General features: G+C 53.7%; 18 protein-coding genes. 3 read left to right on the top strand and 15 right to left on the bottom strand.

The window, feature by feature from the left end; genetic code table 11:
• Positions 1-22: 22 nt before the first annotated feature.
• The 6 genes from M493_RS05165 to M493_RS05140 all read right to left on the bottom strand — a co-directional run bounded on the left by M493_RS05165 (position 23) and on the right by M493_RS05140 (position 3,769).
• On the bottom strand, positions 23-409 hold the full coding sequence (locus M493_RS05165; RefSeq protein WP_020959236.1) for a DUF3397 domain-containing protein: 387 nt from the start codon (positions 407-409) through the stop codon (positions 23-25).
• A complete protein-coding gene (locus tag M493_RS05160; RefSeq protein ID WP_020959235.1) occupies positions 402-1,292 on the bottom strand; it encodes a 2-dehydropantoate 2-reductase in 891 nt (296 codons plus the stop codon). The genes M493_RS05165 and M493_RS05160 overlap by 8 nt, the downstream gene beginning before the upstream one ends.
• A gap of 96 nt (positions 1,293-1,388) precedes the next feature.
• Complete coding sequence (locus tag M493_RS05155; protein ID WP_020959234.1) at positions 1,389-1,964, bottom strand: RsfA family transcriptional regulator; 576 nt, start codon at positions 1,962-1,964, stop codon at positions 1,389-1,391.
• Positions 1,965-2,033: 69 nt separating this feature from the next.
• Entirely contained in the window at positions 2,034-2,789 is a 756-nt protein-coding gene (locus M493_RS05150; protein WP_020959233.1) for an enoyl-CoA hydratase/isomerase family protein, read from the bottom strand.
• Positions 2,790-2,905: 116 nt separating this feature from the next.
• Positions 2,906-3,079, bottom strand: coding sequence for a 50S ribosomal protein L32 (gene rpmF, locus M493_RS05145; RefSeq protein ID WP_011230605.1), 174 nt, complete (start codon positions 3,077-3,079; stop codon positions 2,906-2,908).
• A gap of 147 nt (positions 3,080-3,226) precedes the next feature.
• Entirely contained in the window at positions 3,227-3,769 is a 543-nt protein-coding gene (locus M493_RS05140; RefSeq protein WP_020959231.1) for a YceD family protein, read from the bottom strand.
• Between the two features lie 369 nt (positions 3,770-4,138).
• Between M493_RS05140 and M493_RS05135 the strand changes: the two genes are divergently transcribed.
• Positions 4,139-5,359 carry a nucleotidyltransferase gene (locus M493_RS05135; protein ID WP_020959230.1) on the top strand — a complete coding sequence of 407 codons (1,221 nt, stop codon included), beginning with the start codon at positions 4,139-4,141 and terminating at the stop codon, positions 5,357-5,359.
• On the opposite strand, the gene M493_RS05130 is transcribed toward M493_RS05135, so the two are convergent.
• Both M493_RS05130 and M493_RS05125 read right to left on the bottom strand, forming a co-directional pair.
• On the bottom strand, positions 5,332-6,351 hold the full coding sequence (locus tag M493_RS05130) for a SepM family pheromone-processing serine protease (protein WP_020959229.1): 1,020 nt from the start codon (positions 6,349-6,351) through the stop codon (positions 5,332-5,334). The two genes, M493_RS05135 and M493_RS05130, sit on opposite strands and share 28 nt — an antisense overlap.
• Complete coding sequence (locus tag M493_RS05125; protein WP_020959228.1) at positions 6,348-7,136, bottom strand: patatin-like phospholipase family protein; 789 nt, start codon at positions 7,134-7,136, stop codon at positions 6,348-6,350. Before M493_RS05125 ends, M493_RS05130 begins: the two co-directional genes overlap by 4 nt.
• Before the next feature lie 130 nt (positions 7,137-7,266).
• On the opposite strand from M493_RS05125, the gene ylbJ reads away from it, so the two are divergent.
• Entirely contained in the window at positions 7,267-8,502 is a 1,236-nt protein-coding gene (gene ylbJ / locus M493_RS05120) for a sporulation integral membrane protein YlbJ (RefSeq protein ID WP_020959227.1), read from the top strand.
• A 118-nt stretch (positions 8,503-8,620) separates the two neighbouring features.
• Here ylbJ and coaD read toward each other — a convergent pair whose 3' ends face one another.
• Positions 8,621-9,112, bottom strand: coding sequence for a pantetheine-phosphate adenylyltransferase (gene coaD / locus M493_RS05115; RefSeq protein ID WP_020959226.1), 492 nt, complete (start codon positions 9,110-9,112; stop codon positions 8,621-8,623).
• A complete protein-coding gene (rsmD, locus tag M493_RS05110) occupies positions 9,078-9,686 on the bottom strand; it encodes a 16S rRNA (guanine(966)-N(2))-methyltransferase RsmD (protein WP_041267733.1) in 609 nt (202 codons plus the stop codon). Before rsmD ends, coaD begins: the two co-directional genes overlap by 35 nt.
• 361 nt (positions 9,687-10,047) lie before the next feature.
• On the opposite strand from rsmD, the gene M493_RS05105 reads away from it, so the two are divergent.
• On the top strand, positions 10,048-10,437 hold the full coding sequence (locus M493_RS05105; RefSeq protein WP_020959224.1) for a DUF7147 family protein: 390 nt from the start codon (positions 10,048-10,050) through the stop codon (positions 10,435-10,437).
• Between the two features lie 55 nt (positions 10,438-10,492).
• Here the strand turns inward: M493_RS05105 and M493_RS05100 are convergent, their stop codons facing one another.
• The 5 genes from M493_RS05100 to M493_RS05080 form a co-directional block, all read right to left on the bottom strand.
• Positions 10,493-10,762 carry a YlbG family protein gene (locus M493_RS05100; RefSeq protein WP_020959223.1) on the bottom strand — a complete coding sequence of 90 codons (270 nt, stop codon included), beginning with the start codon at positions 10,760-10,762 and terminating at the stop codon, positions 10,493-10,495.
• A gap of 18 nt (positions 10,763-10,780) precedes the next feature.
• Positions 10,781-11,227, bottom strand: coding sequence for a YlbF family regulator (locus tag M493_RS05095; RefSeq protein ID WP_020959222.1), 447 nt, complete (start codon positions 11,225-11,227; stop codon positions 10,781-10,783).
• A gap of 162 nt (positions 11,228-11,389) precedes the next feature.
• Positions 11,390-11,761 carry a hypothetical protein gene (locus tag M493_RS05090; protein ID WP_041267732.1) on the bottom strand — a complete coding sequence of 124 codons (372 nt, stop codon included), beginning with the start codon at positions 11,759-11,761 and terminating at the stop codon, positions 11,390-11,392.
• A 40-nt stretch (positions 11,762-11,801) separates the two neighbouring features.
• A complete protein-coding gene (locus M493_RS05085; protein ID WP_020959220.1) occupies positions 11,802-12,035 on the bottom strand; it encodes a YlbE-like family protein in 234 nt (77 codons plus the stop codon).
• 12 nt (positions 12,036-12,047) lie between these two features.
• Entirely contained in the window at positions 12,048-12,431 is a 384-nt protein-coding gene (locus M493_RS05080) for a YlbD family protein (protein ID WP_020959219.1), read from the bottom strand.
• Positions 12,432-12,510: the final 79 nt, after the last annotated feature.

Below are 12,510 nucleotides of genomic sequence, written 5' to 3'. Positions count from 1 at the left end.
ATAAAGAGAGAAAAATCATTGCTCAAAGGTTGGCGGCGACGCGCGCCACCATGCCGTATACGAGCAGCCCGGCATAAAGGAAAGCAAAAATGAGAAAACTCGCCCGCCAAAACAAGCGGAACACTGCCGCCGGGCGAAAATCTATCTTTTTCCGCCAATAGCCGAGCGCGATGGCGGTGTGCAGACCGAACAAAAAGAGAAGGAGATGAACCAAATACGATTTTCCGAACAACACAGCCAGCAAAAAATAGACAGCAGCGATGAAAAATGCGGTCGCAACGTTGACCGCAGCGTAAAACGCCGCCCGCTTCCGCCCGCCAAACAGGCGCGCTCCCAAATAGATGAGCAAAAATAGTAAAAGTGGCAGCGTCACAAATGTCGCCAGCATCGGTGCGAGCCAATCACCCATCCGCGTTCCCCCCTTCTTTTCCTTTCAGCGCACAAACGACAAAGCGAATGAGCGGCAACGCAATACCGCGCGCTTCCCCTTGCTTTAGCACATAGCCTAAAATCGCATCGATTTCCGTCCGGCGCCCGTTTGCCACATCCATATACATCGATGAATAGTTGTCCGCCGTGTTTCGGCATATATGGACAATGCGCTGCCATGCCTGTCCGGCGTCGCGAAGAGGCAGCACTTGCCGCACTTCGTCGAACAGCTGTGCCATCATTTCCCGATACGGCGCAACGTCCAAGAGCGCCCCGTTTTTTACTTGCAGCAGTGCTGTCAGCGGATTGATGACCGCATTAACGATAAGCTTGTCGACAAGAATGCGCTCCCAATCATCCGCCCATTCGATCGGAAAATCATCATCCCCGGACAGTTCGGCAGCCATAGCAGGCGACCCGTATAACGGAGCGAGCAACAGCTTGCCGACGCCTGTATGCACGACAGCCCGATCGTCAAGTTTGAAAGCGCCGTGCTCCACCACACCGACAACGACGTTTTTGTCAGCAAAAACGGACAACTGTTCGAGATGCCCCATGCCGTTTTGCAAAAAAACAAGCGTGCGGACGCGGCGAAACGAGTCGAGTTGTGCACAAACAGCAGCGATATCATACTGTTTGACAGTCACAAATACGAGCGGCTCAACGAGCTCTGCTCCGGCAAACGGCCGCGCTTGAACCGCCACAGTCACCGTTTCTCCATTTTTTTTCAGAGAAACACCATGTTTGGCAAGCTGCTCCGCTTGGGCCAAGCGCCTCGTATAAACCGTTACTTTGTGGCGCTGCCCGAGATAAGCAGCGAGCAACAGCCCGACTGCGCCGCCGCCGACAATGCCAATATTCACGCTTCTCCCCCACTTTCTTGCAAAACCACGTTAGCCTTATTTTAGCAAATGTGCCTTTAATCCGTTAAGAAAAAAAGCCGGCCCAAAAGCCAGCTTTTATCCTTCGCCAACGCCCTCTGCCGCCTGTTCGGCTTGTTTTTCAGCGCCTGTCACCATTTTCCGGGCCCGCTCCATAATGGCGAGCAGCGTTTTATACTCCTCCTGGACAGCCGCCAACTGTTTTTGCAACATCTCTTTTTCCATTTGCAATTTTGTGACCATTTGCTGCAGCTGTTCCATATCATTTTTTAACGCCCGGTTTTCATCGGCTATCCGCCGGGCGTCACGTGCCTTTTGCCCTTCAGCTTGCAAAAAGGTCAGCACTTCCGGCCATGACAGCTTGCTTTCAACCGCCGCTTCCATTTCCGTTTGCCCCCCGCCTTCCTTTGCGGATGCCGTCTCTTTTTTGCGTGTTTTCCGCTCCTGTTTTGCCTGTTCAATTTCCTCTTTGTACTGTTTGCGAACGTACGAATTCCAGCGGAATCCGCACGCTGCGGCCGTCCGTGACAAGCGCCGCCCTACTTCGGCAAACGCCTCGAGCTGGGTGCCGCCTTCACGAATATACTGAAGCACGACATTAGCCAACAGTTCATCCTCTTCTTTCGTCCACGCATCCTGGCGTACTCCTGTCATCCCCTTCCCCCCTTATCGCCGCTTTGTCATTATATGTATGCGGCTAATAGAAACGGTAGAAGGAAAAAATTACTTCTTGCGAAAAAAAGTGCGCAATGCCTGTTCATGTTCCGCCGATCCCCATAGCTCGGCACAGCGATCGATTTCGGCGAAAAATCGCTCCCGAAACCAAGCCGTTCGCCATTTTTCGCCCGCCGCCGCCTTATAGGCTTGCAAGACAGCGAGCGAGCGCGCCGCATAGGGGGCAAGCTGAGCCTGCCATTGTTCGCGCCAGCAGTCAGCCGGCAGAACAGCATCGGCCCAGCCATACGCGGCCATCGCCTCAGCCGTCATCGGCTCAGCGCGTAACAACAAATCGAGCGCCCGCGCATATGGAAGCTTTTCCAACAGCATGGACGCGCCGCCCCAACCGGTCGTAATGCCGAGTCGGCCTTGAACAAACCCGATTCGGCACCCTTCCTTCACAAAGCGGAAGTCGCAAGCGGTCGCCAGCTCGCAGCCCCCACCCATCGCCGTTCCGTTGACAAGCGCCGCCGTCGGTTTTGGGAACGTCAACAGCTTGTACAGCAACTCCCCCATGCGCATGAGCATTTGTTTCGCCTCGGCGCCGCGCAAATGCCCGAACTCGCTTAGATCGCCGCCAGAACAAAACGCCTCGCCGCCAGTGCCGGTAATGGCGAACACTTTCACTTCATCATCGACCGCCGCTTGCTCGAGCGCCCGTTCGAGAGCATGCATAACAGTAAAGTTGATTGCATTGCGCCTTTCGGGACGGCAAATCGTAAACAGTGCGATGCCGCCGTGATGTTCTACCATCGCTTCCATGACCTGTCTCCCCTTTCGTATGTTGAACGTTCTCCCACCTATGCAAACGCTTCGAGGCGGGAGTTGATAAAAAAGGCTGCCCTATGTTCGGACAGCCTTTCGCGTGATGCCGGTCATTATTTGTTGACGACATCTCTTCCTTTGTACGTTCCGCATGCTTTGCAGACGCGGTGCGCCAATTTCCATTCGCCGCAGTTCGGGCATTGCACCATGCCTGGCACTTGCAGTTTAAAGTGTGTGCGGCGCAGTCTTTTTCTCGTTTTCGATGTTCTTCTAAAAGGTACTGCCATCGTTCCCACCTCCTTGTCCGGCACATTCAGCTTATCGATGCCAGCAGGCGGACAACCGTTGATCGGGCCGCCGTCCGCCGGCAAACAAGGCAGCTGCCGGACGGTGCGCATTTCATCGGCGCCATCGGCCGGCAACGCCGGTAGATGTCATTCCTCATTTTTCTCTTCAAAAAACTTGGCCAACCCTGCTAGACGAGGATCGACTTTGTTCGCTGTCCGCTCTTCGAGCGCCTTTTCCCATTGCTCTTCCGAAAGAACGTCCCATCCTTCTCCGTGCTGCGGCGCCCCGCCAGCGGCCGGGTCGTCAGCAATGAGCTGCAACGGGATTTCAAGCAAAATAAGTTCGCGAATAACGGGATTCAAATCAATAGTTTCCCCGGTCACGATATGGGTGTCCTCGTCCGTTTCGACAAAATCGCCGCCGTCGGCAAAAAACGTCTCCGTCGTCTTGATGGAAAACGGATACGCAACATCGACGAGCGTCCGCGAACACGGCAACACCATCGTTCCCGACAGCGTCAAGTGAAACGTGAACTTTGTCGAACCGACATCTGCTTTTCCTTGGACGCGAACCGGTGAAATCTCACGGATCAACGTGTCGATTTGCTTTAAATCAGACACATCGACCGTCTCGTCAATCGCCATTTCTTTATGCTGGAAACGGCGAAGCTGTTGAACCGTCCATTTCATATGATCACCTCAAGGCAACGAATAAAATTATACGTTCCGTTTGTATTTTTGTCAATGTTTTTTCTTTACAACCATTTCGCCTTTCGGAAAAAGGGAAATAAAGCGGACGGAAAGGCATACTCCCATCATTTCCAAAATTCCCTGTCAACATGCACGCTTTTGCCTGTTGGCAACTGGACCAAAGTCGACACTGCTCCTCGCTGTGCTTGCCATCGGCTGTTTTTTGCTTCTTTGACAAGCGTCATCTCCACACTCGCAGTTGATCTCCGCTGCCGCTTCTTTCATACTAGATTACATACAGGAGGTGTGACGATTGACGAACGATCGTTTGAACATCAGTCGGCATGTGTTCTGTTGGGGAGATTGGCCATGAAAGCTGCCGGCGTCATCGTTGAATACAACCCGTTTCATAACGGCCATTGGCATCATTTGCAAGAAACGAAGAAAAAAACTGGGGCCGACTGCCTTATTGCCGTCATGAGCGGAAATTTCCTGCAGCGCGGCGAACCGGCTATCGTTTCAAAATGGGCGCGGACGAAAATGGCACTGGCTGCAGGCGTGGATCTCGTCATCGAACTGCCGTACGTATTCGCCGTTCAGGCGGCCGAGCAGTTTGCGCACGGAGCGGTGCGGCTGCTTGATGCCCTCGGCTGTCGGGAACTTTGCTTTGGCAGCGAATCTGGTGACATCACCGCCTTTTTGTCTGCCGTCGAAACGTTGTTTCAGCGAAAAGAGGAGTTTGACTCCCTCGTCCGTGCCGGACTTGCGCGCGGGCAAAGCTTCCCGAAAGCGAACGCCGAAGCGTGGCGGCAGCTTGGTTCCGTCCCGCTCGACTTATCAAAGCCAAACAATGTGCTTGGCTTTGCGTACGTGAAAGCGATTCAACAAAACAAGCTGGCAATCGTACCGCGCACCATCCCACGCCTGGCAGCCGGGTATCATGACGAATCGTTTTCCCACCCATCCATCGCCAGCGCCACAAGCTTGCGGAACGCGTTGGGGCAAACCGGGCAGCTGGAACGAATTGCTGCGTACATCCCGTCCGCCACCGCCGAACAGCTGCGGCAATATCGGCTGACGTACGGGCGTTGGCACGATTGGGAGATGTATTTTCCGCTGCTGAAATACCGGCTGTTGACAGCCACCGAAGAGGAATTGCGCCGCATCGCCGGAGTCGAGGAAGGCATCGAATACCGACTGAAGCAAAAAATTGCCGGCGCCGAAACGTTTGCTGCTTTCATCGCCGCCACGAAGACAAAACGGTACACCTGGACGAGGCTGCAGCGTCTATGCGCGCATGTATTGACGAATTTCACAAAAGAGGAACAAAATAAGGCAATGGCCCCGACGTACATCCGGCTGCTCGGCATGAACGAAACCGGCCGCCGCTACTTGCAGCAGGTGAAGAAGGAACTGGCGTTGCCGCTCGCCGCCAAGGCTGCCAAACTGAACGGCGATCCGCTATATGAGCAAGAAAAAAAGGCGACAGCCGTCTATGCCGCCGCCTTTCCCGAGCCGCTATACAGCGCCGCGCTAAAGGAAGAATACGCGACGGCGCCCATCTACTCCTCCGGCATCGAACGCAAATAGCGGATCGCGTCATCAAACGTATCGACCGGGACGATTTTCATCTTCGTCCCGATTTTTTGCGCCGTCTCGACCGCTTTACGATAGTTTGACGACGGCGCGCCATGCTCATTCGGGGCGAAGAACACATCCGCTCCTTCACGGTCGGCCGCCACGACTTTTTGCGAAATGCCGCCAATTGGGCCGACTTTCCCATGAACGTCAATCGTTCCAGTGCCGGCGATTTTCTGTCCTTTCGTTATATCCTCATCTACGAGCTGATTATAAATTTCGAGTGAAAACATGAGTCCGGCTGACGGACCGCCGATTTGTTCCGAATCGACGTCCACCGGCGGATCGGTGCGGACGTCATAGTCCGTCATCAATGTCACACCAAGGCCGACTTGATTCGGATGGTGCGGAAACGGCTTCAGCCGAAGCACGGCCTCCTGCCGCTTCCAGTCGCGGACAAACGTGATGTGGACACGATCGCCGGCTTCTTTTTCCCGAACGTAGTTTACCATTTGCTCTGACGAGTTGAGCGGCCGACCGTCGATCGCAGCAATGCGGTCGCCGGCTTCCAGGAGACCGGCTGCTGGCATATTAGGAAGAACACTCATCACGTACACACCTTTTGCCTCATACGCGACCGGCTTTCCGGCGTGCCGGTAAGCGACAACGATCGCCGCCTCTTTTGACTGTTCCATGAGCTCAAGCTGGCGCATCGTATATTCTTTGTCGCTCTCCCCTTCCTGTCTGATCTCCTCTACTGGATGCAGCTCGTAAAACGGGCGGATATGGGCGAGCAAATACGCGATGACGTTCGCCCGTCCCATGCGGACCGTCGTCAACATAAACGTTCCCGCATCGCGGTCACCGTGTTCGACATGAACGAGCGGCTTTAAGTTTTGTGCACTTCCCGGCATCGTTACATAATATGGGAGCTTCATAAAAATGAGCAGAAATGCGAGGGCAATGCCAAAGAAAAACGCTGCGATATACGTCCGTTTTTTCATTCGTGCCATGGCTCCTTCCACTGTTCGATCGCTTGGCGGATCGCCCTGATCCGTCTCCGCGCTTCTTCTTCGCCGCAGGCGATAATTTCCTCAACATCCGTAAACGCCCGCGAGCTGTATCGCTCAACACGCGGCCGGATCATCACGTCTGAGGCGAGCTGGCGGTAGGCGACGAGCTCGGCTTGCAAAATGTCGAGGCTCTGCCAAATTACATCGACAATCGATGTAATTTCTGCCCTCGTGTTAAGCGGGGCGACATCGACGGCGATGACAATATCCGCCCCCATCGCCCGAACGACCGATACCGGCACCCGATCGACGACGCCGCCGTCGACAAGCAGCCTCCCATCTATCTCAGCCGGCACAAAAATTCCGGGAATCGAAATGCTCGCCCGCACCGCCTGAGCCGCTTCCCCTTGCCGAAACACGACTTTCCCCCCCGTCTGCAAATCGGCAGCGACAACCGCCACCGGCGGAGAAAGATCCTCGATTCGTTTCCCTTTCGTCAACAAACGGATGAACTCAGCGATGCGATCGCCGGCAATCAACCCCATTTTTGGTACCGTCCAGTCAAGAAAATCGTTGCGCCGGAACGATTTAGCGAGCCGATAGAGCCGGTTGAGGCCATGACCGCTCGCATAAAGAACGGCGATCAGAGCCCCGATGCTGCTGCCGGCCAAGCAGGACACCGGAATATCTTCCTCCTCCAATACTTTTAATACGCCAAGATGGGCAAATCCGCGCGCCCCTCCTGAACCGAGCGCCAATCCGACCTTCGGCGGCACAATCCTCCCCCCTTCGCTGCGGCGCTCCCCGCTTTCATCTTATGGTCTAAAACGTCCCCCTATGCTCGTATATTAGGTTATATGAGGTTGTACCGCGCAAAGCCGCACGGCGAGAAAAGGGGGGAGAACGTTGAAACGAAACTGGGGAACAAAATTGAAAACGGCACTGCTCGCTTCCGCTGTCACCTTATTTGCGTTTTCGCTCATTTGCTACCCGAAACAGTCGCTTGAGGCGTCCATTCGCGGTTTAAATATGTGGTGGGAAGTCGTTTTTCCGTCGCTCTTGCCGTTTTTCATCGTCTCAGAGCTGCTCATCAGTTTTGGCGTCGTGAACTTTCTCGGCGTCTTGCTTGAACCGCTGATGCGCCCGTTGTTTCGGGTCCCGGGCGTTGGCGGGTTTGCCTGGGCGATGGGAATGGCGTCCGGCTACCCGTCCGGAGCCAAACTGACCGCCCGCCTGTACCAGGAGAAACAACTATCTACCATTGAAGCCGAGCGGCTCGCTTCCTTCACTAACTCGTCGAACCCGCTGTTCATTTTTGGCGCTGTTTCGGCTGGATTTTTCAACAATCCACATCTCGGTCTTGTGTTGGCTGTTTCCCATTATTTAGGGAACATTGGCGTCGGATTGATCATGCGTTTTCACGGCATCCGAAAGGAACAAGGGCGGCCAAAGCGAAGCCCCCGCCCGTTTTCGTTTCCGTATGCGCTGCGCACGTTGCACAAAACGCGGTTGAAAAACGAACAACCGCTTGGCAAACTGCTCGGCGACGCTGTCCGCTCCTCCGTCCAGACGTTGTTAATGATCGGTGGTTTTATTATTCTCTTTTCTGTCGTCAACAAACTGTTGTACATGGTGCACCTGACGGAACAGCTCGCTCCGCTGCTGCGCCATCTGCTTCGCCTCGCCCAGCTGCCGGAGCAGCTTGACATCCCAGTGTTTTCCGGACTGTTTGAAATTACGCTCGGCAGTCAAATGATCAGCCAAACAGAGGCGGCGACGCTGCTTGAAAAAGCGGTGGCGGCAAGCTTCGTCCTCGCTTTCGGCGGCTTTTCGGTTCAAGCGCAAGTCGCCAGCATCCTTGCCGAAGCCAACATTCGCTTTCAGCCGTTTTTTGTCGCCCGTCTGATGCACGGAGTATTCGCGGCTTCATTTACATACTTGCTTTGGGAGCCGTTGTATGTACGGACAGCCAGCGGAGAGCCGGGCATCGTTCCGGCGTTTCTGCCCACCGCCTCGGGCGGCGCTTGGGATGAAGGCTGGCAGCTGCTGCAGCAATATGGGCCGCTAGTGACACTTCTCTTTCTTTGCCTGTATATATGGCTGGCCGCCAAAGCAGCCAATGAAACCCGTGGGCGCTTGTAGCCGTTAGGCGCCCGGCCCCCCAGGGCCATCCGGCAGCCAAGACAACGCTGTTATTGTTTCCGTTATCAGCCCACTTCCAAGCCGTGTTTCAGCTGTCAGCCGGACGCTGCTCCCGCCTTTAATCGGCGGCAGATGCAAACTTCTGCCTTAGCGCCGCTTCCACGATCGGGGGGACGAGCTCGGAAATATCGCCATTATATTTCGCAACTTCTTTGACGATGCTAGAGCTTAAAAACGCATATTGGCTGTTTGTCATCATAAAAAATGTTTCGATGTTCTCATCGAGGACGCGGTTCATCGACGTAATTTGCATTTCATACTCAAAATCGGACACGGCACGCAAACCGCGCAAAATGGCGTTCGCCTTTTTGCTGCGGGCATAGTCGACAAGCAGGCCGTGAAAGGATTCAACACGAACGTTCTCGAGCGTCCGCGTCACCTCGCGCAGCAACTCCATCCGCTCCTCGACGGTAAACAGCGGCTTTTTTGACGAATTGTTTAACACGGCAACATAAACTTGGTCAAACACTTTCGCTCCCCGTTTAATAATATCCAAATGCCCGTATGTCACAGGGTCAAAGCTCCCTGGGCAAACGGCAATGCTCGCCATCGCTTTCGTCCCCTTTCTGTTCGTCTGTCCGGCGATACATGGTGACGCCGGTAATGCCATACGTTTCCCGTTTCCATTGCTTCAGGTTGCCGGCTTCCTCCGGCAGCTCGGCCCCGACGGGATGTTCGGCGACTACAACGCCGCTCGCCTCTAACAAGTCATGACCGGCAATCAACGATAAAAGCGCCGGCCACTTTTTCTCCTTATATGGCGGATCGAGAAAAATGACAGAGAAGCGCAAGCCGCGTTTCGCTACTGCCTTTAATGCCCGCTCGGCATCGTTGCGGTAGATTTCCGCCCGTTTCTCGAGCCCGCAGGCAGCAACGTTTTTTCGGACCGTTTGCACTGCCTTCGCATCGTGGTCAACGAAAATGACGCGCTCGAGCCCGCGGCTGAGCGCTTCAATGCCTAAACCGCCGCTGCCGGCGAACAAATCAAGGCCGATTCCTTCCGTGAAATATGGTCCGATCATATTGAAGATCGCTTCTTTCACTTTATCGGTCGTTGGACGCGTCGACATCCCTGGAACCGCTTGCAGATGCCGGCCTTTACATGTTCCGGAAATTACTCTCATCGCGTTCACCTAATTCGTCGTTTTCACCGTAATCTTACCATAAAGTTAGTCATCGGCAAACCCAAGAATTTTTTATCGGCGAATGTATAGAAATCGGCAAACCGTCCATAATGAGTAATGGCAACATCGTAAATGGCGTTGTTGCCAATGACGGAGAAGACTTACGTTTCCCCATAAGTTCTTCCTCCGGTTTCTCCTCTCCCTTTTCTTTTTCTTTCCATCCCTTGTTTCCGCCCTGCGCGGGGTCAAGGAATTGGAAAGAGCCTTGCGGATCGTTTTGTCCGCAAGGTTTTTTTTATTGCAATTTCTGCAGATGGCCGGTAAAGTGAAGGATGGACGATGATTGCAAGGGGGATCGTATATGATTCAACGTTTTATCGAACTTGGCGAAGGCTATTCGGATCTATACGAATTGATCGAGTTGGCGCGGGTCAATCGCCATCGCTTATCCGGCTTCTTTGCCTTTCATACGCTGAAAAAAGACCAGGCCGTCGTCTCCTTGGCCGTTGTGCTTCACCCAACCAACCCGGGCGACTTTCAGCCGCTTTATATTTGCCGTGAAGGCATTCCTGATCCGTCCGTCAAACCGAACAGACGGTACGAACTGTTCGCAGAAACCGGAAAAGAGCTTGGTACAACCATCATCCATCTCGATGTCAAACCATCGACCATGTTCGCTGACCTTGATCTGTACTACCAGCACTTAATCGGCATTATGCGGATGAATCGCTTCATTCCGCCGCTTCAATAGTGAAAAAAAAAGCGGGCCCGTATGGCTGATGCCAACTAGGGCCCGCTCGTTTCTTTCATCCAAGCGGATATGGGGAGTCTTTTTCTTTCTCCCTTTTCGATTCAAACTCCATCCTTAAAAACGGTCGGTACGACGGCTCGACCCGCTTGACAAACGGGAGTGCGGCAAGCCTTTTCATCACATGGTCGACCTGCTCCATATCGCAGTAAAGAACTGCATACTTCAGCCGCTTGGAAATGTAATGAATGTTGCCGAACTTGCGCAGCTGTTTCCCGTATTTCAGCGAGTGAAGCCAAACGATAATCCCTTGCCGTTTTGGAAACATAGTCCCTTCCCCTTTTTTCTATATGCGGCAGCCGCAGCTCCCACCGCCCCCGCAACCGCCGGAACAGCCGGCCGACAAAAAATACGGATTGCCGGTCGGCACTTTCACATGTTCCGATACAGCCTTGCCGATCAGCACGCTAATATCATCAAGCAGCTGCTGCAGCGCCTTTTCCGCCTCTTTAAAGACGGCGACCGTCTCGTGCAAATCAAGCTCCCGTTTCGCCTCGCGCACTTCTTTCATCACGCTGCGGTAATCGGGATGATATTTGCCAAAGCGCTGCACTTCCTCGTACCGTTCCTTCAGCTTCACAAAGCGGCCGATCAACTGTTGGGCGCGGCGGTCTTGCTTGAGCCGCCAAAACGCGCGGCGATATTCGTCCGCCACGTCTGACTCAACAACCATTTTCGCTAATGCTTCCGCTTTATCCAAAATCTCGATGCGCTCGAGAGTAGCAATCCTCACAAATAGGCACCTCCACTATCCATCATACCATGAATGAAGGAAAAATGAAAAGGGAAGAGATTACGGGGGAAAGAAGGGCGCAAAAAAAGACTATCCGAAAGCCGAAAAAAAACTCAACCGGATAGCCTTGCCGCCGCAAGCGAATTAAGCCGCCTGCCATCTTTACGAAATCGTCACTTCAAACTCATGCGCCATACCGGCCGCTTTCCCATCGTTGTAGACGAGTTCAAGGCGAATGACGTGCTTTCCGCTCGGCAGACCACGCACGATAAAGGCGGCTGTATACACTTCCGTCATTTTCTGTCCATTGAGATACACGTTGATATGGCCGCCCCCATCTCCTTTGCGAAACGGAAATTGAACGGCAAAACATTCAATGAAGATGTCGTTCCCTTTCACCTCATGCTTTACTTGCAATTGACCGGCCGCAGACAGCGCATGAGGAGCAGCTGACGTTGCAGCCGGCCAGACGGTTGCAAACGCCAAAAGCAGCAGCGCACACCCGGTCCATACAAACCATTTTAGCAAAGACATCACTCCCTTTTAGAGCTAGTCTTTGCCGTTTGCCGTCAAATTAGTCGCGCAGCGCTTTGAACATTTGCCACATAAGCGAGGCCATTTGCAGCGATTGGGAAATTTTTTCTACTTTATCAGGAATCGTTTGCTCATAGTGGCGCAAAGCGGCCAACTGAAGTGTCGACAGCTCATGCGGGCGGCGGGCAAGCAACCGGTACCAGCGCGGCTGTTCACGCAAAAACGCACGCAACATTGGATTTGCCTGCACATATTGCCATACGTCTCTTCTCATCGCTACCACCCTTTAGTCTTTACGGAAGGAAAACGGATGCGTCTCGTTGTTCGGACGTTGCGGACCGGCTCCTTGAAATTCGGAAAGAATGCCTTGGATCGCAGCAATGGCCTGCTGGACGTTCGTCAAATGTTTTTGCACTTCTGCCGCGTCAAGCTGCCCAAGCATTGCGGCGAGCTTATCAAGCCATTTGCCTGTTCCTTTTTCTTCCTCTTTCTCCTTGTTGTTTACGTCGCGGTACGGCTCCCATATGTCGTCATCCTCTCCGAACAAGTACCAGTCTTCGTACACTTGCTTCCACGTCTTTTTGCCGCTGCGCACCTCTTGGATGAGTTTCGGGTGTTTTTTGACAAACTGTTTGAACTGTTCAACGGAAGGATGCAGAGGCTTGGCCATGGACATTCTCATCCCTTTCATCCACTCATGCCTATCTGCCATATCATATCGCGCCCAACAGGCAAAGGTGCGCCCAATT

It is taken from the genome of Geobacillus genomosp. 3, assembly GCF_000445995.2.
In the GTDB taxonomy this organism is placed as follows: Bacteria; Bacillota; Bacilli; order Bacillales; family Anoxybacillaceae; genus Geobacillus.
The sequence above is the reverse complement of the archived record's forward strand: the minus strand, read 5'-3'. Positions and strand labels throughout refer to the sequence as shown.